Annotated in this window: 20 protein-coding genes and 1 other RNA gene; 16 read left to right on the top strand and 5 right to left on the bottom strand. The window is 38.3% G+C overall.

Going from position 1 to position 20,986, the window contains the following annotated elements; genetic code table 11:
• Positions 1 to 74: 74 nt before the first annotated feature.
• Genes NSQ94_RS07540 through NSQ94_RS07550 form a run of 3 tightly spaced genes read left to right on the top strand, consistent with a single transcriptional unit; the run spans position 75 to position 1,978 of the window.
• Positions 75 to 767, top strand: coding sequence for a DnaD domain-containing protein (locus NSQ94_RS07540; protein ID WP_339230476.1), 693 nt, complete (start codon positions 75 to 77; stop codon positions 765 to 767).
• A gap of 41 nt (positions 768 to 808) precedes the next feature.
• The gene (nth, locus tag NSQ94_RS07545) at positions 809 to 1,459 is read left to right on the top strand and encodes an endonuclease III (protein WP_063388548.1); all 651 of its coding nucleotides are present in this window, start codon (positions 809 to 811) and stop codon (positions 1,457 to 1,459) included.
• A 3-nt stretch (positions 1,460 to 1,462) separates the two neighbouring features.
• Positions 1,463 to 1,978, top strand: coding sequence for a YpoC family protein (locus tag NSQ94_RS07550; protein ID WP_133309192.1), 516 nt, complete (start codon positions 1,463 to 1,465; stop codon positions 1,976 to 1,978).
• A 109-nt stretch (positions 1,979 to 2,087) separates the two neighbouring features.
• On the opposite strand, the gene NSQ94_RS07555 is transcribed toward NSQ94_RS07550, so the two are convergent.
• Together NSQ94_RS07555 and recU are read right to left on the bottom strand one after the other, a co-directional pair.
• Positions 2,088 to 4,712: a PBP1A family penicillin-binding protein gene (locus NSQ94_RS07555; RefSeq protein ID WP_339230478.1), complete on the bottom strand. Its 2,625-nt coding sequence runs from the start codon at positions 4,710 to 4,712 to the stop codon at positions 2,088 to 2,090.
• A 40-nt stretch (positions 4,713 to 4,752) separates the two neighbouring features.
• Positions 4,753 to 5,349, bottom strand: a complete 597-nt coding sequence (recU, locus tag NSQ94_RS07560; protein WP_339230480.1) for a Holliday junction resolvase RecU — start codon at positions 5,347 to 5,349, stop codon at positions 4,753 to 4,755.
• A gap of 106 nt (positions 5,350 to 5,455) precedes the next feature.
• Here recU and NSQ94_RS07565 point away from each other — a divergent pair, with 106 nt between their 5' ends.
• The 3 genes from NSQ94_RS07565 (at position 5,456) to NSQ94_RS07575 (ending at position 7,356) form a co-directional block, all read left to right on the top strand.
• Positions 5,456 to 6,400, top strand: a complete 945-nt coding sequence (locus NSQ94_RS07565) for a DUF2515 family protein (protein WP_339230482.1) — start codon at positions 5,456 to 5,458, stop codon at positions 6,398 to 6,400.
• Positions 6,401 to 6,712: 312 nt separating this feature from the next.
• The gene (locus tag NSQ94_RS07570; RefSeq protein ID WP_339230484.1) at positions 6,713 to 6,940 is read left to right on the top strand and encodes a hypothetical protein; all 228 of its coding nucleotides are present in this window, start codon (positions 6,713 to 6,715) and stop codon (positions 6,938 to 6,940) included.
• A gap of 50 nt (positions 6,941 to 6,990) precedes the next feature.
• Complete coding sequence (locus NSQ94_RS07575) at positions 6,991 to 7,356, top strand: YppE family protein (protein WP_311066260.1); 366 nt, start codon at positions 6,991 to 6,993, stop codon at positions 7,354 to 7,356.
• Positions 7,357 to 7,597: 241 nt separating this feature from the next.
• On the opposite strand, the gene yppF is transcribed toward NSQ94_RS07575, so the two are convergent.
• On the bottom strand, positions 7,598 to 7,783 hold the full coding sequence (gene yppF, locus NSQ94_RS07580) for a YppF family protein (protein ID WP_063388541.1): 186 nt from the start codon (positions 7,781 to 7,783) through the stop codon (positions 7,598 to 7,600).
• A gap of 219 nt (positions 7,784 to 8,002) precedes the next feature.
• Here yppF and NSQ94_RS07585 point away from each other — a divergent pair, with 219 nt between their 5' ends.
• Complete coding sequence (locus tag NSQ94_RS07585; protein ID WP_232515769.1) at positions 8,003 to 8,257, top strand: YppG family protein; 255 nt, start codon at positions 8,003 to 8,005, stop codon at positions 8,255 to 8,257.
• Positions 8,258 to 8,995: 738 nt separating this feature from the next.
• Here NSQ94_RS07585 and NSQ94_RS07590 read toward each other — a convergent pair.
• On the bottom strand, positions 8,996 to 9,463 hold the full coding sequence (locus NSQ94_RS07590; RefSeq protein WP_063388539.1) for an Hsp20 family protein: 468 nt from the start codon (positions 9,461 to 9,463) through the stop codon (positions 8,996 to 8,998).
• A gap of 146 nt (positions 9,464 to 9,609) precedes the next feature.
• Here NSQ94_RS07590 and NSQ94_RS07595 point away from each other — a divergent pair, with 146 nt between their 5' ends.
• The 9 genes from NSQ94_RS07595 to NSQ94_RS07635 all read left to right on the top strand — a co-directional run bounded on the left by NSQ94_RS07595 (position 9,610) and on the right by NSQ94_RS07635 (position 19,773).
• Positions 9,610 to 11,892, top strand: coding sequence for a DEAD/DEAH box helicase (locus NSQ94_RS07595; protein ID WP_339230486.1), 2,283 nt, complete (start codon positions 9,610 to 9,612; stop codon positions 11,890 to 11,892).
• Positions 11,883 to 13,142: a ribonuclease H-like domain-containing protein gene (locus NSQ94_RS07600; protein ID WP_339230488.1), complete on the top strand. Its 1,260-nt coding sequence runs from the start codon at positions 11,883 to 11,885 to the stop codon at positions 13,140 to 13,142. Before NSQ94_RS07595 ends, NSQ94_RS07600 begins: the two co-directional genes overlap by 10 nt.
• Before the next feature lie 360 nt (positions 13,143 to 13,502).
• The gene (locus tag NSQ94_RS07605) at positions 13,503 to 13,730 is read left to right on the top strand and encodes a CotD family spore coat protein (protein ID WP_063388536.1); all 228 of its coding nucleotides are present in this window, start codon (positions 13,503 to 13,505) and stop codon (positions 13,728 to 13,730) included.
• 187 nt (positions 13,731 to 13,917) lie between these two features.
• Positions 13,918 to 14,217 (top strand): cell division regulator GpsB, encoded by a 300-nt coding sequence (gpsB, locus tag NSQ94_RS07610; protein ID WP_063388535.1) that lies wholly within the window; start codon positions 13,918 to 13,920, stop codon positions 14,215 to 14,217.
• A 65-nt stretch (positions 14,218 to 14,282) separates the two neighbouring features.
• Positions 14,283 to 14,658: RNase P RNA component class B (gene rnpB / locus NSQ94_RS07615), an RNA gene on the top strand.
• 76 nt (positions 14,659 to 14,734) lie between these two features.
• A complete protein-coding gene (locus tag NSQ94_RS07620) occupies positions 14,735 to 15,880 on the top strand; it encodes a class I SAM-dependent RNA methyltransferase (protein WP_339230490.1) in 1,146 nt (381 codons plus the stop codon).
• Positions 15,881 to 15,938: 58 nt separating this feature from the next.
• Positions 15,939 to 16,112: a hypothetical protein gene (locus NSQ94_RS07625; protein ID WP_165381892.1), complete on the top strand. Its 174-nt coding sequence runs from the start codon at positions 15,939 to 15,941 to the stop codon at positions 16,110 to 16,112.
• Positions 16,113 to 16,315: 203 nt separating this feature from the next.
• Entirely contained in the window at positions 16,316 to 18,226 is a 1,911-nt protein-coding gene (locus NSQ94_RS07630) for an ATP-dependent DNA helicase (RefSeq protein WP_339230711.1), read from the top strand.
• Positions 18,227 to 18,252: 26 nt separating this feature from the next.
• Complete coding sequence (locus NSQ94_RS07635) at positions 18,253 to 19,773, top strand: carboxypeptidase M32 (RefSeq protein ID WP_339230492.1); 1,521 nt, start codon at positions 18,253 to 18,255, stop codon at positions 19,771 to 19,773.
• Between the two features lie 159 nt (positions 19,774 to 19,932).
• On the opposite strand, the gene NSQ94_RS07640 is transcribed toward NSQ94_RS07635, so the two are convergent.
• Positions 19,933 to 20,838 (bottom strand): heme A synthase, encoded by a 906-nt coding sequence (locus tag NSQ94_RS07640; protein WP_063388531.1) that lies wholly within the window; start codon positions 20,836 to 20,838, stop codon positions 19,933 to 19,935.
• Positions 20,839 to 20,986 lie beyond the last annotated feature (148 nt).

The raw sequence follows: 20,986 nt of genomic DNA on the forward strand, positions 1-20,986 counted from the left end.
TTCGTTTTTCAGCCATGCATTCTGAAGCCATGAATGGCCGCAATCATGGTATACTTATTTTGAGGTGTCGAAATATGAAGAAAAAACAGTTCACCGAATTAGTGGAAGATGGATCACTGACCGTTCCCAATATACTGCTGCGGAATTATGCCGCTTTAGGTTTGTCAGAAAAAGAATTTGTTCTCCTTTTGCACGTACATTCCCACATTCAAAAAGGAAATGCTTTTCCAACTCCTACAGAACTTTCCGACCATATGACAATCACAACGGCGGAATGTGTTAAATTGCTTCGGAGTTTAGTTCAGAGAGGTTTTTTAACGATAGAGGAATTTGAGCAAAACGGGATGATTTATGAGAAATATTCTTTAAAACAGCTATGGGAAAAGTTGTATGATGTAATCGTCATGGACCAAGATCAAGAAAAAGTAGAAAAGGAAAATCAATTATACACCATCTTTGAACAAGAATTTGGACGACCTCTTTCCCCGATTGAGTGCGAAACGTTAGCTTTTTGGATCGACCAAGATCATCATGATCCCGATATTATCATTTCTGCATTAAGGGAAGCGGTGATCTCCGGAAAATTAAATTTTCGATATATTGATCGGATTTTATTTGAATGGAAGAAGAATGGAATCAAAACAATTGAACAAGCTAAAAAGCATTCACAAAAATTTCATGAATTCAATCAAAAACAAAAGCAGTCTACTCAAGGGGAGCAAGAATATAAAAGGAAGGTGCCTTTCTACAACTGGCTGGAAAACTAAAATTCTTTTCCTCGTTCAAGCTGATTGAAAGGTGATGGTACATGCTATCAAAAAAGAAAGTAAAAGAATGCTTAGAGGTTATCGGGAAAATGTTTCCTGATGCTCATTGCGAGCTTGTGCACAGCAATCCTTTTGAACTGGTCATTGCTGTCGTTTTGTCTGCTCAATGCACGGATGCGTTAGTCAATAAAGTAACAAAAAATTTGTTTCAAAAATATAAAACACCTGATGATTATTTGTCTGTCCCGTTGGAGGAATTAGAACAAGATATTCGCTCCATCGGCCTTTACCGTAACAAAGCGAAAAATATTCAAAAATTATGCAAAATGTTAATTGAAGAATTTGACCGAAAAGTGCCGGAAACTAGAGAGGAATTAATGAGCCTTCCTGGAGTAGGAAGGAAAACGGCAAACGTTGTTTTATCTGTTGCGTTTGGAAAACCTGCCATCGCCGTCGATACACACGTTGAACGGGTGTCGAAGCGGCTCGGAATTTGCCGTTGGAAGGATTCTGTATTGGAAGTGGAAAAAACATTGATGGAAAAAGTTCCTGAGGACGAATGGGGAATCACCCACCATCGGCTTATTTTTTTTGGAAGGTATCATTGCAAAGCCCAATCACCAAAGTGTCATGAATGTCCTCTTCTTTATTTGTGCAGAGAAGGGGAAAAAAGAATGAAAGGAAAGGCATAAAAAATGCACGATAGGAAGATGTTTCATCTCCCTGAGCAATTTCAAAATACTGCGTTTTTTGACGAGGAATCTGTATATTTGCATCCAACTGATTTTTTTTATTATGATCTTCAATATTTGGCTGGAATGGATGATACGAGACCGTGGGAGGCGAGCGAGCAATTTTTGCCCAAGCTCTTTAAGCAGTGGAAGGAAATTCAAACCGAGATTCAACGCACGATAACAAAACCGTTTAAAATGGATCGACAAAAAATGATGACAGGGATCTGCCTCTATATCCAACTTCTTTATTGGCTCAATGAAAAGCCGGTTCATTCACTGCAATTAGACGAAATAAAGAAGCTGGATATAGCTCCCGTCAATATTGAAGATCGTCTAACGTTTATTTTAAAAAAGCCTACTCAATATCATGCATATATTCAATTAAATGAACTATTTACAGAAACGGAAAAATTGTTTTATAAACATCAGGCGATCAAAAAAGCAAAACAAAAGGGGGCTTCGAAAAATTCAGGGTAACTGAATTTTTCGAGCCCTCTCATTTTTTTATAACAAAAGCCAGTGGAGAAAAACGAGCTGTTTTTCTCCACTGGCTCCATTTAGGAACTTATCGGACAGTCCCTTATTTTCATTGCTGAACAGCAGGCGTTTCGGTTTGTGAACTTCCGTTTCCACCCGTTTGTGAACGATTGAAGTTATTGCCTGGATCTTGAGGAGGAGTAGGTCCGCCGCCTTGGTTGCCGTTTTGTGTACTGTCATTTGGCGTCTGCGGCTGTTCAGGATTCTCGTTTTGATTTTCCTCTTCATTTTGCCCGTTATTTTGTTCATTGTCATTTTCGTTCTCCAATTGATCCTCTTCATCTTGTCCTTCATTTTGTTCCTGTTCAGGCGGTGTTAATTCATCTGGTAATTCTTCTTGCTCCTCTTCCTCCACAGAAGGTATTTCGATCATTGCGCTTGCAGGATCGCTTCGCATGCTGTCCCTTACAGCTGTAACGCTGAATTTATATACAGAACCAGGTTTCACATTTGACAAGACATACGATTTGTCTTTTGTAGTCGTTAATACTTTGGAAGCAGCGTTATCGATCGAGGCGCTCACTTCAAATGAAACGTCCGATTCACTGTGATTCCAGCTAAGCTTCACTGCATTCGTTTTTTGATCATAATTGATGGATAGGCCTGACGGTTTGTCCAGCTTTTCATATTTCGTTGAAACTTTTGTCGGCTCTTCGCCTCTTACAAAATATTCGTACGTAATCATATTTTTTGGCGTATATTTGCTTGCAAGCTTCGCCGGATTAGATCCTTTTTCGATTGCCTTTTTCACCACGCTTTTCGGCTGTTTGAAATCGGATGAATCCCCGTCAGATACATGCCGCATTAGCTTTCTAAAGATGTCTCTGGCAATTTGTTGTTCCCTTTTTGTTATATACATTTTCTCTTCATTTTTCTCATATCCAGTCCAAACAGCAGCTGTGTATTTTGGTGTATAGCCGACAAACCAATTGTCTTTTGCTGCACCGCGCTCCGGATGATATTTTGCTTTTTCTTGCTCTGTAAAGTTCGTTGAACCCGTTTTGCCGGCAATATTCAAGCCAGGCACCCGAGCTCTTGTACCGGTTCCTCGTTCTACAACGGTTTTTAACATATCGGTGATCATAAATGCTGTGTAATCGCTCATTGCTTCGACCGGATCTGGTGTTAAATCAGCTTTTGTTCCATCAACAAAAACAACCTTTGTTACGGAATATGGTTCATTGTATATACCGTTGTTGCCAAAGGCGCTGTAAGCCCCCGCCAATTGAAGAGGGGATATGCCGTGTTCAAATCCGCCGATTGCATATGCTTCTGTAATTTTATCGATTTTAATTCCCAATTTCTCGGCAAATGCTTTTGCCCTCGATTCACCAACCTCTTGAAACGCCTTTAATGCTGGGATGTTTCTTGAATCAGCCAATGCTTCTCTGATTGACATCTGCCCTTTATAGCTGCGGTCATAGTTGTTTATTGGATTTCCGTTTGAATACGTGTACGGCTCATCAACGATTTGGTGATACGTTGACCATTTTAAATGCTCAATGGCAGGGCCGTAATCTAAAATAGGCTTAATGGTTGAACCAGGCTGCCGTTTTAAATCGACAGCATAGTTAAATCCGCCAATCGGTTGGTTTCTCCCGCCGCCGATGGCGCGTATTTCACCTGTTGTCGTGTCGATTAGAGCAATTCCAGCCTGAAAATATTTGCTCGGATAACTGATTTCATCGCCGTTCAATAATTGTTCAACATATTCTTGAGCATCTGTATCGATTGTTGTATAGATTTTTAATCCTGCTGAGCTTGGATCAACGCCAAGCTTTTTTCTTACTTCTTCAATCGCATGTTCAATAAAGGCATGATATTTGTTTTGCTGCTGTTTTGGTTCAACTAATGATTCTGTGATGGATGTTTGTTTAGCTTTTGCCGCTTCCTCTTCACTGATAAATCCGTTTTTAACCATTAAATTTAAGACAACATTGCGGCGCTTTTCCGCCAGATCGGGATTTTTTCTAGGGTTGTATAGATCAGGATTTTTAATCATCCCAGCCAGCATTGCCGCTTCAGACAGCGTGATGTCTTTAAGATCCTTCCCGAAGAAAGCTTCCGTAGCTCTTGCGACGCCGTAATAGTTGCCGGGATAATAAATTCTGTTTAAATACATTTCAAGTATTTCATCTTTTGAATATTTTTGCTCCACTTGCAAGGCAAGCCATGCTTCTTGAGCTTTTCTTTTTACTGTTTTGTCAAGAGATAAAAAGGAAAGCTTGACAAGCTGCTGCGTAATTGTACTTGCACCTTCAGAACCGAATCCTTCTTTAAAGTTGGCAATTACAGCGCCTCCAATACGAATTGGATCGATTCCGTTATGTTTATAAAATCGAACATCTTCCGTAGCAATAAACGCATCTTTTATAACTTGCGGAATTTCATCGATTTTCACATATGTCCGTTTTTCCGAACCGACTTCACCTATTTCATTTCCGTCCTTGTCATATACTTTTGATGACATATTTCCTTTTAAAAGATCATCATTTAGAGGAGGTGCTGTTGCTGCAAAATAAGCAAATGTCGATGTTCCTCCAATGATGCCTACGAGCCCTAACAAAAGAATGAAAAACACAATTTTTCTTGCGATTCCTTTTTTCTTCGGCTTTTTTTTCTTACTTGCTAAAGCTTTTCGTCTTTCTTCCCTCGATTTATATTGTTGACTCATTATAAATCCAACCTTTCATTTAGAATGAAAAGGGCAGTAGCTAAAAATATAACTTGTCTATTATACTAATATAATCAACTCTTGGGCAATAGCCAAGGGGGATATGGTGACCGCATTCTACAATTTCTTGATACGAAATCGATTTTCTTCCCCCATTTTTCTGTCTTTCCCAAAAATGCATCAATTTTTCAGCCTCTAAGAAGTATATTTGATTTAGTTTAGTGAATCGTATAATTAGAAAACATATTCCGTTTTGTTCGAGCACAGCTTTCATATGCTCGATTTGATGATCATGAATATTTTTTAGTGGAAAAGAGCTGTTTTTTGTCTCTTTTGCTTCAAAGTCAATATATTTGCCTTTATAAACTCCGTTGTAGTCGGTTGTTGAAGCCTGTTTAAAATAAGCTTCTTTAATGACTGCTGCGCTCCGTTTCGGATAATCAACCGAAACGATTTGGATCGGAGTCGGTTTTTTATGGATGACAGCTATTCCATTTTCCCTGTAATAAAGATTTGTCTCATTTAAGTCGTCCTCGAGGGTCATCCCTCTATTTGAATATTGTATTTCAACTGGGACTGGATTCGCTACATTTTGTTTAGCTTTCCACAACTTTCCGTTAGGATAACGAATAGCCAAGCGATCTCCTCCTTTTTCCTACTATTTATATCTTAACAAAAAATGTTAACCTTTTTTCGATGAAATGACTTCATTATACATGATTTAAGTTGAAAGAGGGAATACTATGTCACTACATGATATAATATTACAAATAAAATTAAAAACAGATGACGGAAATGTTGATAATATTTCACGGACGGAACGATATGCAAAGTTTTATAAAAAACATCCGGAAGTAAAATGGGCGTTGCTGGCAAGCATGGTCTCCAGAAACGCCGGCTGGTTTATGACAGATTTAGAAGGTATTCCCCTCAAACAGGCTTTGCCTTATGAAAAACGGCAATGGCTCTTTTTATCAGTTGAAACCGCAAACTGGCTCATTTTTGCTGATGCTTATCCACAGCTTTTACTATATGAATATTCCAAGCGTCACAACAAACCGATGTTTTATTTGCTCGAAGCTTTTCATGTATCCGCCTTTATGATGGAGGAGTGGGAACGCTTTTTCCGCACAAAAGATGAGAAAAGGCTTTTAACCTCCCTTATTATTAATGAGCAGCATGTTATTCAAAAACCGGTTATTGATCATCCATTATTTAAAAAATTTGTCTTTCACAGCTTGCCGTTTATTTTTCAAGATCTATTTCATTTTCGCGTTATACTGTTTCCGACGATAACAGGAAAATTGTACGGATTTTCCACCCATCAATTCAGCCATGTCAAAAAACGGATTGAATTGGGAAAAAGGCTGGCATGGCTTTTATTTCATCCTCTTTACCATGGACAGTTTCTAAAATTTTCAAATCGTGTAATACATACAGGATCACGGTATGATTATGAAAAATATATGAAAAAAACAACAAAAAGAAAATCCCCATTTTTAAGGACGGCTTTTCCGATAATCTCACACGAAATAGACGAAAAAGAAAGAGAATGGTTTCATGGGCAGCGGCTCGGTAAGTATTATAAAGATCCGGAGATTCCGAAACGAATTGAATTAACTGACTGGTATGAGAAAAAACAGTCCCAGCTACATTTATTATGCATGATGAAGCAATACTTAAAATAATGGTCAGGCAATGAGCCTGACCATTTTTAAGTAGAGGGTCTGTTTGGACCTTCAAGCTTTTTGTCTCCAACTCCTCGCTTTTTTTCTTTTTGACTATCATTTTGAATGGTTTTTTTATCGTTTTTCATTATAACACCTCCCTTGTTTATTTTTTCTAACCTGAAAAAATACATGCGCACAATGAAGCGGATTTTTGAATGCTGCAGGGAATTTACACTTTTTTTGCCGAATCACAACTAGTTTTGTCAAACAGGCAGGACTCATATTTAGGAAGAAGAATTTTTTAGCAAAAATAAGAAAAGAGGGATGCTGATGAGTTCGTTTATAGAAAAGCAAGAGGCATTAAAAAAATTGCAGGAAATCGAAAAACAAATTGATCTTTTAGAGCAGCAATTGACGCAAAAAATAGATAAAGAAATTCATCGGACAAAACAAGCCGTTTCAAACTTTATAGAAAATGGAGAAGAAAAGATGAATGAATTTGAGAAAATGTTTCCAGAAAGGAAATTCATGCGGAGTTTGAGAAAAAAGGTAGTATAAAATTTGGTAAAACAAAAAAAATTTGCTATGATGAATCTGAGGTGAGAACCTTGGATGAAGAACAAGTCCGGAAAATCACGGAGCAATTGCTTCAAGTGATTCAAAAAAGTGCTCAACGTTTCGAGAGAACCAAGAAGGAAGGACTGGAATACGATTTTTTTGCCGAAATTAAACCGAGTGTTGACAAGATTTTGCCAATATTGAATGAATGGGAAATTGTTGCGAAAAAATGGATCAATAAGTACCATCCTAGATACCTGCATTCGCAACAAATTGATACGGCGAAAGAGCATATTGAAAACATTGTGATCCAATCTTTTTTTCAAGATACAAGCAAGGTGAGATTTAAAAATATAAAAGAATCTGCAGAATACACATTAAGAAGCATGATCCGTGAAATGGAAAAAAATGAATGAAAATGGGGAAGCGGAGAAGCGAGCAGTTTCTCCGCTTTATTATGTGTGAATATATAGACACAATCTATTGGACTTTCGATTTACGCAAAACCTTATTTCGTTTGGAGAAATCTTGGGGTTAAAAGATTCTATCTAAAAAATATCCTTTCTTTTTTCAATCTATGTTATTGAACTGCCGTAAACGGGACTATTCGTAAGCGGCAAAAAGAGGCCGGAGAAAATTCCCCCGCCTCTGCTTGATTTAAAGGATGTATTCAGGTGTAACGGCTCCTTGTTGTTCTAGCGTTTTGACAATATTTCGAAAGTCTTTGATGCTGATGTTTTCATAAAGATACAATCTGCGAGCAAAGTCCAGCAATTCATTTGCACATTCTGCTTCGTATTGCTTCTCCATTTTAAATCTTTCCCTCAATGTTTGAACCGTCATAAAACATCCCCCCCTAACACTTATATTAATATGTTACCATCTCTTTTGTAATTATCAATTTCAAAAAAAATAAAAACTTCCGACACTATTTGACATCTCACCCTTTAAAAGGCAAAAACATATTTTATGATTAGTTAAGTTTTTATTGGAGGGATCAAAATGTATCATGATCATGCTTATGATTGGTTAAGACCTGTTTCTTACGATCAATATTTCATGATGAATCAACATGTTGTTCCTTATTTCCAATCTCCATATTATCAGCCTTTTATGAATCCGTATCCTCAGCCTTATCCAAGCACGTTGCCTATGATGATGCCAAAAGGGTCAAATCCTTCATTGCTTTCTTCATTTAAAAAAGCGGACGGACAGATGGATTTTAACAAAATGATCGATACAGCAGGACAAGTTGTTCAAACGATGAATCAAATGAGCTCCCTTTTAAAAGGAGTCACGCAAATTTTTAAAGCTTGATGCTGAATAATGAGCTTTGAAACGATGTAAGGGGCTAGGGATGCCGTTCGCCGCAAGTCAAGGCTGTTTATGCTTTGTTGGATATACGAAAAAATCCTTTTTATACCAAAAACCTATTTTTGGAAAAAGAATATTTCCAATCGGAACAACAGGCTGATGACATGATTGCCCGGGGAATGATGAGTACCGATCACAAAACAAACAATTACAGGATGCAATAGGAAAAATGGGACTGCCCGATAAGTCCCTAAAAGGAAGCAAGTAGAGAAAAACAACGCGTTTCTCTCCACTTGCTTTTATATTTTTCGATTTTTATCTGAAAGTAGCTGGCGGATGCCGGCTATTTCAGGAAGTGTGAGCTAATGAGAAAACAATACCTTATCTTGCATCGTCTCCACCATTTCGTCTACGGCACGTGCCACGTGATGTTCTGGTATGAGCAATTCAATATCCAAAATTACTTGAACTTGACGGTTGTCATATCGTTTGAAAGTAGGAGGGAATGTTAATTTCTTTTGTCAGGAGTATTTTCTTCTTTTACATCTACTGAAAGTGTTGTTTCCGTAGTAATCATTTGATTGGTTCATAAAAAATCGTCCTTTCAGTGATGTTGTGTCTCAACTACATTTTATTTAGAAAGGACGATTTTTTTGTGCTTTTTTTTAAAAGTGGAAAAATGAGGGGCTCCAAAAGTCAGCTACCCTGACTTTTTGGACAACCTCTTTGCTTAGAAGCATATTAGTCAATATTTATTTTTGTTTTTTTGGAAGGGATCACAATTTTCAGCTTTTCATTTTGAAACGATGCTTTAATACGTTGCACATCTAAGTAAGCTGGCAAATAAAAGGATTTCGCAAATTTGCCATGAGACTTGAACATTTGCGTCATCTGTTTTTCATCATTTGTTTGTTCAATATGTTGATCTTGATGAATGGAAATCGTTAATACATGATCATACGATTCGATGCGTATTTGCTCTTTTTTCACTCCTGGAAGCTTTCCCTCTAACACCCATTCTTGATCAGTTTCATGAGTGTCAAAATGAAAAAAAGGAAGGGACATTGCGGTATCAAACAAATCATGAAACGGTTTTAATAGCGATTGAATGTAGGCAGGATCGAAAAATTGTGAAAACCTGCCTGGAAGCGGATCTAGTTGGGAAAACACGGGCAAAAATTCATCATGTTCCTTTTTGTCTTTTTTCATCTTGCTCTCTCACTCCCTTTCTTTTTTTCACATTTATATGCAAAAGAGTTTCGAAAAGTTTATACGAAAGTTCCAATGAAAACATGCTTTATTTACGAACGTTTATTCGTTAGAATAGATGTAGTGAATTCGAGGAGGAATGGGTCATGCTTGGGCGGAAACCTTTTGAAAAAGTCATCCATGATTTTAGACATGACGAGCGTTTTCGGGATCAGATTGTATATTGGCACACAATACCTGAAAAAGAAGCAATCACAGTTCCTTTTCCAGAAGATATGGATAACCGATTGAAGGAAATGTTGAAGAAAAAAGGAATTGAACAATTATACAGTCATCAAAAAGAAGCGTTTGAATTAGCGTTAAATCATCACAACATTGTCGCTGTAACCCCGACAGCGTCGGGAAAAACGTTGTGCTACAATTTGCCTGTTTTAAACGCAATATTAAAAAACAATAACACGAGAGCATTATATCTTTTTCCGACAAAGGCGCTAGCTCAGGATCAAAAAAGCGAACTGAATGAATGGATTGAAGGAATAAAAACGGAGATAAATTGCTATACATACGATGGAGATACTTCTCCAACGATCCGTCAAAAGATTCGAAAAGCTGGTCATATTGTTATGACAAATCCTGATATGCTGCATTCAGGCATTTTACCGCATCATACGAAATGGGTGTCGCTTTTTGAAAACTTAAAATATGTCGTCATCGATGAATTGCATACATATCGCGGAGTATTTGGAAGCCATGTTGCGAATGTAATCAGAAGGCTGAAGAGAATTTGCCGATTTTACGGAAGCGACGTTCAATTTATATGTACATCGGCAACGATTGCAAATCCGTTGGAATTTGCTGAAACATTGATTGGAGAGAAAGCGGTTCTTATTGATCGAAACGGAGCCCCAAGAAGCAAAAAACATTTCATCTTTTACAATCCGCCTGTTGTTAACAAGCCTCTCAATATCCGCAGAAGCGCCATGCTTGATGTAAAAGAGATTGCGAAAGAATTTTTAAAAAACGACATTCAAACGATTGTGTTTGCTAGAAGCCGGACAAGGGTTGAAATTATTTTAACGTATCTGCAAGAGATGACGAAAAAGGAATTGGGATCGAAAACGATACGCGGATATCGCGGAGGTTATTTGCCGAAGCAGCGAAGGGAAATTGAAAAAGGCCTTAGAGAGGGAAAAATTAAAGGTGTCGTCAGCACCAATGCTTTGGAGCTAGGGGTTGATATCGGTCAGCTGCAGGTTTGCATTATGACAGGATACCCCGGATCGATTGCCAGCGCGTGGCAGCAATCAGGCCGGGCGGGCAGAAGGGAAGAGGAAGCAGCAATTATTCTCGTCGGAGGATCGAGTCCATTAGATCAATATATTTTAAAGCATCCAGAATATTTGTTTGAAAAAAATCCGGAAAGTGCGATCATTCATCCAGATAACTTAATCATTCTCGTAGATCATATAAAATGTGCGGCGTTTGAGCTTCCATTTCAGTCAGGTGAAACGTTAGATGGGGTGGAGGTTGACGATATACTTGATTTTCTGAAAGAGGAAGGCGTTCTTTACGAAAACGGAGGCAGATGGTATTGGATGAGCGATTCGTTTCCTGCACATGGGATCAGCTTGCGTTCTGCTTCTCAAGAAAATGTCGTAATTATTGACACTACAAATGGCGCAAATGTCATCGGGGAAATGGACCGATTCAGCGCCATGACGATGCTTCATGAAGAAGCGATCTATTTGCATGAAGGAAGGCAATTTCAGGTTGAAAAGCTCGATTGGGAAGAAAAAAAAGCATATGTTTCTGAAGTCAATGTTGACTATTTTACGGATGCGAACCTAGCTGTTCAATTGAAGGTGCTTGAGGTGGATCAGGAAAAGGAAAGCAAGAGCATGGAGATTGGATTTGGAGATGTCATGGTGCTTGCCCAACCGACGATATTTAAAAAAATCAAATTTGGCACACATGAGAACATTGGTTCTGGTCCTATTCATCTGCCGGAGGAAGAGCTTCATACAACAGGTGCTTGGATTAGCTTTAAAAATGACGTTTTTTCTGTTTTATCGGAAGAACAAATGGAAAAAGCTTTAGTCGGTATCAGCCATGCTTTAAAATATGTGAGTGCTCTTGCAGCAATGTGCGATCCAAACGATCTTGACGTTGTATTTCAAGTGAAATCCATTCACAACGGAAAACCAACCATCTATTTGTATGACCGATATCCAGGCGGAGTTGGGCTGGCGAAGAAAGTATTTGATGAGTTTGAATGCTTGCTTGAAAGAACGGAAGAAATGGTAACAAACTGTAAATGCGATGATGGCTGCCCTTCCTGCATCGGTCTTGATGGAGAATCGAGCGGAAGAAAGGTGGCGGCGCTTCGGCTGCTTCAATATATAAAGAAAGGACAGATTTTATGTCCATAAAACAAAAATTAAACAGATTAAAAAATCATATCGTTCATGAAGACGTATTGAAAAAGGAACAGGATATAGAGATTCCATACTTAAAACGCTGGGAAAGCGTTGGAGTCAAGCCGTTTTTCTTTGATGGCCAATATATTCTCATCCGTGAAGTAGAATATCCGCTCAATTATCGCCATGGATTGTATGAATTGAGCGAAGTAATTGATGTTGTAGATTACTGGAATGACAATGAAATGGAGCATCCGCTGTCAGCAAAAGGGCATAAACCTTATGAACTTTTCTTTTTCGATACGGAAACGACTGGTTTAAAGGGCGGAGCAGGCAATATGATCTTTTTACTTGGATTTGCGCGGATATTATTCGATAAAGTGGTGATCAAACAGCTTTTTTTGCCTGCTCCTGGCCATGAGGTTGCTTTATATCAACGGTTTTTAAGTGAAGTAAATATAAAAACATTAGTCACATACAATGGAAAAGCATTTGATTGGCCTCAAGTGAAAACGAGGCATACTCTCATTCGCAATATGGTGCCACAATTGCCTGAGTACGGCCATTTTGATTTATATCATGCTGCTAGACGTCTCTGGAAAAATAGATTGGAGTCGGTAAAATTATCAAATGTTGAAAAAGATATTTTGCAAGTGAACCGAAAGGAAGATACTCCCGGCTATTTAGCGCCGATCCTTTACCATCATTTTTTGAAAGATCCAAATCCTGATAGTGTGATCGGAATTTTTCAGCATAATGAGATGGATATTCTCTCCTTAATTTCACTTTATATTCATTTGTCAAAAAAGCTTTTATTTCCCGATGACAACCATGATGATAAAGAACTGTTTGAAATGGCAAGATGGTTTCAAGCTCAAGGAAATGAAAAGCTTGCTTATTTTTCATATGCGAAAATAAACGAGCAGTCAAGCACCCTTCACCTCAAGGCGAAATTTGAAATGGCAATGCTGGCAAAACGAAACGGACGTTTGGATGAGGCAGTGAAACTATGGAGCGAAATTAAAAAACATGGACAAGGCTTTTTGAAAATAAAAGCTTTAGTCGAACTGGCCAAATTTTATGAGCATTATGAAAAAAATATTGATGCTGCATATATGGACACAAACGAAGCGATTCAAATTTTGAAACAGTTGGAAAGAATGGGAGTATCCAAACATTCAACACAAAAAGAAGAGCTGCTGAAAAGAAAATGGAGGCTGGAAAAGAAAAAAAATAAGTTGGAAGATTTGGAAGAAAGATGAAACAATTACTCGATCACAACCGTCTAATATAAGGATTTGTTAAAAGGAATAGATGCCGGCGGCAACATATTTTGGTATTATATTCGAGTAAAAACGGCATCGCCTATTAAATGCTTTTTCTGTCAAATATAAAAAAAAAGAGAAAGATTGACTAGCAAGACCTTCCATCGAACAAGAAGGTCTTTCTCTTTCAAAATTTTAATATAGTGCCTTAATCAATCGGTTATGAAGGAAATGCCTATACATGATAAATATCGCGCCTGCTTTTTTTTGAAAATAGGTATTTGAATTAGTACATGTACACTTTTATATTCATAGGCTAGTATTGTAAAAATAATAAATAGGAAGGAGTTATATAATATGAAATGCAGACCGAACGTTCTTCAGCCGATTGTTCATCCGACGAAATGCTGCGTCAATCATACACATTCAACAACAATCGTTCCTCATATCCATCCAATTCATACAACAAATGTTAATCATCAAATGTATCAACATTTGCATTATTTCCCGCATACTCAATCTGCGGTAAATAACGTGTCACATCAACATTTTCAGTGCATGGGACCTGGTCCGTTTCCGAGATAATCTTTGAGAAGGGGCTGAGTAACCAGCTCCTTCCGTTTATAATCATTATTTTTAAACCTCTGAAGGCTTCATTTTTTCCCATAATAGGATGGAGACATGTTATTACCATAAAGAATAAATTGACATTAATCAGGAAGTTTGAAAAAATATAGCCTAGGAGGACTTCTGACGATTGAGGTGAACCGAGTTGATTTCAGATAAAATTAGATTAACGGCGAAAGAAATTTTGGAAAAAGAGTTTAAAACTTCGATGCGCGGTTATAAACAAGAAGAAGTTGATAAATTTTTAGATATTATCATTAAAGATTACGAAACGTTTTACCAGGAGATTGAACAGTTGCGGCAGGAAAATATGCGGCTGAAAAAGCAGCTCGAAGAAGCATCGAAAAAACAACCGACGATGCAGGCGAATACAACGAACTTTGACATTTTGAAGCGTTTATCGAATTTAGAAAAACATGTATTTGGAAGCAAATTATATGAATAATGTTCATGGATGCCACTTGAATTTTTTATTCATTTTCACTATACTACATAATGCGGTTTAGCATAACGTTCGGGTAATCGCTGCAACGGATCATCCGTTGTAGAGGAAAGTCCATGCTCGCACGGTGCTGAGATGCCCGTAGTGTTCGTGCCTAGCGAAACCATAAGCTAGGGCAGCCTTTTCGGCTGACGGCGGGGAACGTGCCTAAGCTATTGATTAGTATGGCACTATTACCCTGAAAGTGCCACAGTGACGTAGTCTTGCGAGAAATCGCAAGAGTGGAACGCGGTAAACCCCACGAGCGAGAAACCCAAATGATGGTAGGGGCACCTTCTCTGAGGAAATGAACGAGGAGAAGGACAGAAGGGCTAAAACCCTTCTGTAGATAGATGATTACCACCCATGTACAAGCTGCATGGGGACAAAACATGGCTTACAGAACGTTATGGAATAAACCGCAATTTTTCGTGCTCTCCATTTGGAGAGCTTTTATTTTCTGAAAAAGACAGGTGAAAAAATGAGCAAACGGTTTACATTGATTGCAACAGCTGCAATGGGAATTGAAGCGATTGTTGCATCAGAAGTGCGCAATCTAGGATATACATGCAAAGTGGAAAACGGAAAAGTAACGTTTGAAGGCGATGAACTGGCGATTTGCCGAGCGAATTTATGGCTTAGAACGGCTGATCGAGTGAAATTAAAAGTGGCTGAATTTCCGGCGACGACATTTGAAGAACTGTTTGAAAAAACGAAAGCCATTGATTGGGCGGAATTTTTGCCTGAAAACGCTCAATTTCCTGTCATCGGAAAATCGGTGAAATCAAAACTGGCAAGTGTTTCTGACTGCCAGAAAATTGTGAAAAAAGCAATAGTTGAAAAATTGAAGCAGCAGTACCGAAAAACGAGCGATTGGTTAGAAGAGACAGGGGCGGTTTACAAGATTGAGATCTCTTTACATAAAGACATTGCTACACTGACCATTGATACGAGCGGAGACGGCCTCCATAAACGAGGATACCGCGCTCGAAAAGGAAATGCCCCTTTAAAAGAAACGCTCGCCGCTGCACTTATTTTGCTAACGAATTGGACTCCTGACAGACCTTTCTTTGATCCATTTTGTGGTTCAGGTACGATTCCGATTGAAGCGGCGTTAATTGGGCAAAATATCGCGCCCGGCTTCAATAGAGATTTTATTTCAGAGCAATGGGACTGGATCGGCAAGGATGTATGGAGAAGGGCAAGAGAAGAAGCAGAGGATTTAGCTAAATATGATGTTCGCCTCGACTGCATCGGGACGGACATTGATCATAGAATGATTGAGATTTCAAAAGAAAATGCCATGGAGGCCGGGCTTTCGGATGTCATTACTTTTAAACAAATGCAAGTTAAAGATTTACGTACAGTGAAGGAATTTGGGGTAATAGTCGGGAATCCACCGTATGGTGAGCGACTCGGAGAACGAGAAGAAGTGGAGCAATTATATCAGGAAATGGGGAAAACATTCTCGCTGTTAGATACTTGGTCGATTTACATTTTGACTAGCAATAAAAGCTTTGAACAGTTTTACGGAAAAAAGGCGACAAAAAAACGGAAACTTTTTAACGGGTTTATCGAAACGCACTATTATCAGTATTGGGGACCTAAACCGCCCAAAAGAGCATAAATAATACCAGCTCTGCATAAATTAAAATGGATAAAATTTATACGGGGTTGGTTGATTTATGACAAAGGAAGAATATGCGATTATTTCGCGCGCATTAAAAAATACGTATACTGCATTGGTAGAAAGAGGTTCAACAGAAAAAGCGCTCAGTCAAATCTTTGAAGCGGAAGGGCAATTGAAAAAGGCTATTTTTCACAGATCTCTTTCCGTTCGAGAGAAACGGCTTCCCTGAAAATGGGAAGTTTTTTCTGTTTTTAAATGATTTCGTTTCAACCGAGTCAATCGCTTATGCTTCAAACCTTACCGCTCGCTTCCTGCAAAAGCGAGGTTGACATGATTCTAATTGAATCGCGCGCTGCCAGAAAAGATATTGACGTTATGCGTAATAAGTGAAATAATTTTACTCTATGAATAATCACGGAGGTTGGAGTCATGATGTTTCAAGGTTTACCTTTCCCGCTGACAAAAAATGAAAGCTTTTATGAAGCGTTAAACAAATGGATCGGTGATGTTCTGTATGATATTTTGCCTGAAAAAGGCTTTGAATTGCGCGACGAACAAATTTTTATGGCTTTCCAGCTTGACAGAGCTTTTAAAGAAAAGAAAGTGATGTTTGCTGAAGCGGGAGTAGGGACAGGAAAAACGATTGTTTATTTGCTTTATGCGATTGCATATGCGCGATATACCGGAAGACCTGCCGTCATTGCCTGTGCGGACGAAGCTCTAATTGAACAGCTTGTCAAAAAACAAGGGGATATAAAAAAGCTTGAAGAAGCTCTAGGTCTAAAAGTGGATGTGCGATTGGCAAAATCGATGAACCAATATTTATGTTTGGACAAGCTTGAGGATTTGCTTGGAATGGACGATGATGAGGACTTTTTTGATCTTTATGAATCTCTCCCTGAATTCGTGCATGATCAGAGCGGATTGCAATCTTACTATCATTATGGAGACCGGAAGCAATACCCGTTTTTTTCCGATGAAAAATGGGAAAAAATCAGCTGGGATCCTTTTAAAAACTGTTTGTCATGCAGCAAAAGACATCGGTGCGGTTTAATTCTTTCCCGCGATTATTATCGGAAGGCGAAGGATTTAATCGTTTGCTCCCATGATTTTTATATGGAGCATATTTGGACGAAAGAATCCCGGAAACGCGAAGGACAGCTCCCGCTTCTCCCAGAGCACAGCTGCGTCGTGTTTGATGAAGGCCATTTATTAGAATTTGCGGCTCAAAAGGCACTTACGTATCAAGTGAAAAAAGAAACGTTAGCAGCATATTTAGAAAAAATTTTAAAGAACAACATTCGTGAACAACTTGCTGAAATGGTCGAAGAAGCGCTTTTAGCGAACGATCATTTTTTTCATATGCTGTTTAAAAGTGTACATCAAAAGGAAGGCTCCAATCGGATGACAATCACGAGAACAGACGATTTGTTAGAAGCGGCCGGAAATTTGTACGAACGATTGAATCAGCTGTCTGAAGCTTTAGTTTTTGAAAGTGAACTATATACCATTGATGAATATAGCTTAAAGATTGTGGAAGAATACCTTGATCAAATGGAATTTTCTTTTCGCTTGTTTTTACAATTTGACAACACAATTACCTGGCTTGAACAAAACGTCGCGTCATCTTCTTTTGTGATCATGCCGCAAAGGATAGAAGATATTTTAAAAGAAAAAGTGTTTTCTCATAAAATACCTTATATCTTTTCATCAGCCACTTTATCGGATCAAAACGGATCGTTTGCTTATTTGGCGAATAGCCTTGGTATAAAAGATTATCTATCATTCTCCGTTTCCTCTCCTTTTGACTATGAAAAAAATATGAAAGTGTTTGTAAAAAAAGGTACGAGCGAGGAAAAATTGAACTGGACGGAATCTGTCATAAAATCAAACAAAGGGCGCACGTTAATTTTATGCAGAACGAAAGAGGAGCTGCTTTTCTTAAAAAAACATTTACCAAGCTTTTGGCATTCATGTTTATTTGAAGGAGATTATGAAATCAGCGAATTAGTGGCATGTTTTGAAAGAGATCCGGAAACCGTTTTGTGCGCTGTGCATTTATGGGAGGGGCTTGACGTTCCAGGACCGTCGCTTGAACATGTGATCATTTGGTCGCTGCCATTCCCGCCGGATGATCCTGTATTTGATGCGAAACGAAAATCCGCAACAGATCCTTTTTATGAAGTGGATCTTCCGTATATGATACTGCGGCTGAAGCAAGGGGTTGGACGCCTCCTTCGCACGAAAGATGACCATGGTACTGTAACGATTTTTATCAGCAAAGATGAGGGAGAAAATATTGTTTCGGAGGTCGTAAAAGCGTTGCCTGTCAAACCGAGCTGAAATATATTTTCAATTGGAAGAAGGGGATGATCAAAATGGGCTTAAAAGAAAAAGAACAAAAATTTTTCGATTACTTAAAGAAAATGGAAAGCTATGAAGAAGCATTAAATTTAATGTATTGGGATTTACGGACGGGTGCGCCGAAAAATGGATTGGAGCGGCGAGCTGAAACAATCGGCATTCTTTCTGAAGAGTGGTTCCAGATGTCCGTTTCAGATACTATGAAAGAGTTTCTTGATGAATTAACAGAAAAACATGTTTATGACAATCTCTCTTCGGTGACAAAGAAAGCTCTTCAGGAATGCAGAGAGGAGTATGAAAAAAACATTAAGATTCCGAAAGAGGAATATAAAGAATATGTCATTCTCCAATCAAAAAGCGAATCAGTTTGGGAAGAAGCGAAAGCAAATGCAGATTTCAATCAGTTTGCTCCTTATTTAGAAAAATTAATAGAATTCAATAAAAAGTTTATTTCCTATTGGGGCTATAAGGGACATAAATATAATACGCTCCTTCATTTGTATGAACCAGGAATAACTGTGGAGACGCTTGACAAGGTTTTTGCAGAGCTTAAAAAACATATCGTCCCATTAGTACAACAAATTGTACAATCAAAAAAAATCGACGTTTCGTTTTTGCACAAACCGTTTCCGAAAGAAAAACAGCGAAAGTTTTCCGAATATATTTTAAAGGAAATAGGCTACAATTTTGATGCCGGCCGCCTTGATGAAACCGTCCATCCTTTTGAAATTCGAATGAACCGGGGCGATGTTCGAATTACAACAAAGTATGATGAAACAGATTTTCGAACGGCCGTTTTCGGAACCATTCATGAAGCCGGACATGCGATTTATGAGCAAAACATAAATGAAGAACTGGAAGGAACTCCTCTTGCTGACGGCGCTTCAATGGGGATTCATGAATCTCAATCATTATTTTATGAAAATTTAATTGGGCGAAACTATCATTTCTGGAAGCGATATTACAACCAACTTAAAACGTATGCTCCAAACCAATTTACTGGGGTTTCTTTAAATGATTTTTACAGAGCGATCAATGAAGTTAAACCATCGCTGATCCGTATTGAAGCAGATGAATTGACATATTGTCTTCATATCATTGTACGCTATGAAATAGAAAAATTGCTGTTTGAAGGAAATTTGGATGTGTCTGATCTTCCAAAAGTTTGGAATGATAAATATAGCGAATATTTAGGTATTGCTCCAGATCATGATGGAAACGGGGTGCTTCAAGATGTTCATTGGGCGGGAGGAAGCTTTGGCTATTTCCCTTCATATGCTTTAGGATATATGTATGCAACGCAATTGATGCAAAAAATGGAGCAGGATCTTTCGAATGTTGAAGAACTTATTGAAAACGGAGAATTTCAGCAAATTCAAAGCTGGCTGACAAAACATGTTCATCTATATGGCAAAATGAAAAAACCGCTGGAAATATTAAAGGATGCGACTGGCGAATCGTTGAATCCGGCATATTTTATTCAGTATTTAGAAAAGAAATATAAAGACATTTACAGTCTTGATTAAAAGATTCGTTTGGAAAACTTTCCATCGTCAATCAGGGAAAAATTGTTTCGATTTTTAAAATGACATCCCACATTCTTAAAAAAAAATAAAAGATGGCGGATATCAGCTCTTTCGCCGATTTCCGCCATCATCAATTCTAAAGGCTTTAGACAGAGCCTTTTAATCATTCGAAGCTTTTGCCCGGCCTGCAAGAAGAACAAAATAGCACAACAGCCCGAACAAGCAGGAAATAAATAAAGCATGTGCCAAGGCAAGATAAAGATTTAAATCAGACAAGATCACGGATATGCCGGATAATGCTTGGAGAAGAATGAGAATGAAAGCTATAATCCAACCCCAATACATCACTTTTTGATCTTTATAATGTTTTATCGCATGAATAGTGGCAACCGCAATCCAAATAAACAGCAAGCCTGCTGCAAAGCGGTGGCCCATTTGCACCCATTCATGGACGGTTTGCGGGAACAAGCGATTTTCGCTGCAAAAAGGAATGCTTGGACAAGCTAGACTTGCGCCTTTATGCCGAACATATGCACCTGTGTAAATGACAATATAACTGTAAGTAATAATGCCATAAATATGAAATCGCATTTTTTTCCCAATGACAGCATTATCTGCGTCAAATTTTTTATCAACTTCAAAAATCAGCAGAGTAAGCAGCAAAACAGCTGCAAATGAAATGAGGGAAATTCCAAAATGAAGTGCAAGAACGGCATCGGATTGCCCCCATACGACAGCTGCAGCACCGATTAGCGCCTGCAAAACAATAAAAAAGATGGCCAGAAAACAAAGCAGCTTTGTTTCTTTTTTATGCCCGATCGCTTTCCAAGCCCAAATAACAAGACATAAAACAAGGATTCCTGCAATTCCGCTCACAAGTCGGTGTGAAAGTTCAATGATTGTTTCTAATGTCAAAGGGTCTGGAAGAACTTTTCCGTGGCAAAGCGGCCAAGACCGGCCGCATCCTTGAGATGATCCTGTTTTTGTTACGAGTGCTCCGCCAATTAAAACGAATAGCATGACGATTGTTGTCACGACGCCAAGCCATTTTAATAAATAGTGCATGTCTCATTCACCTTCTAACATCTTTAATAAGTTTAAAAAGCCGAAAGAAACTCCATAATGGGTATAGAAACATCAAACTTCGAAACAAATAGTTTCTTGTAGAATCAGAAAAAGCTTGAATATTCAAAAGGAGTTTGCTAGAAATATT

The sequence above is a fragment of the Aeribacillus sp. FSL K6-2833 genome, from assembly GCF_037965815.1.
Taxonomy (GTDB): Bacteria; Bacillota; Bacilli; order Bacillales; family Aeribacillaceae; genus Aeribacillus; species Aeribacillus composti.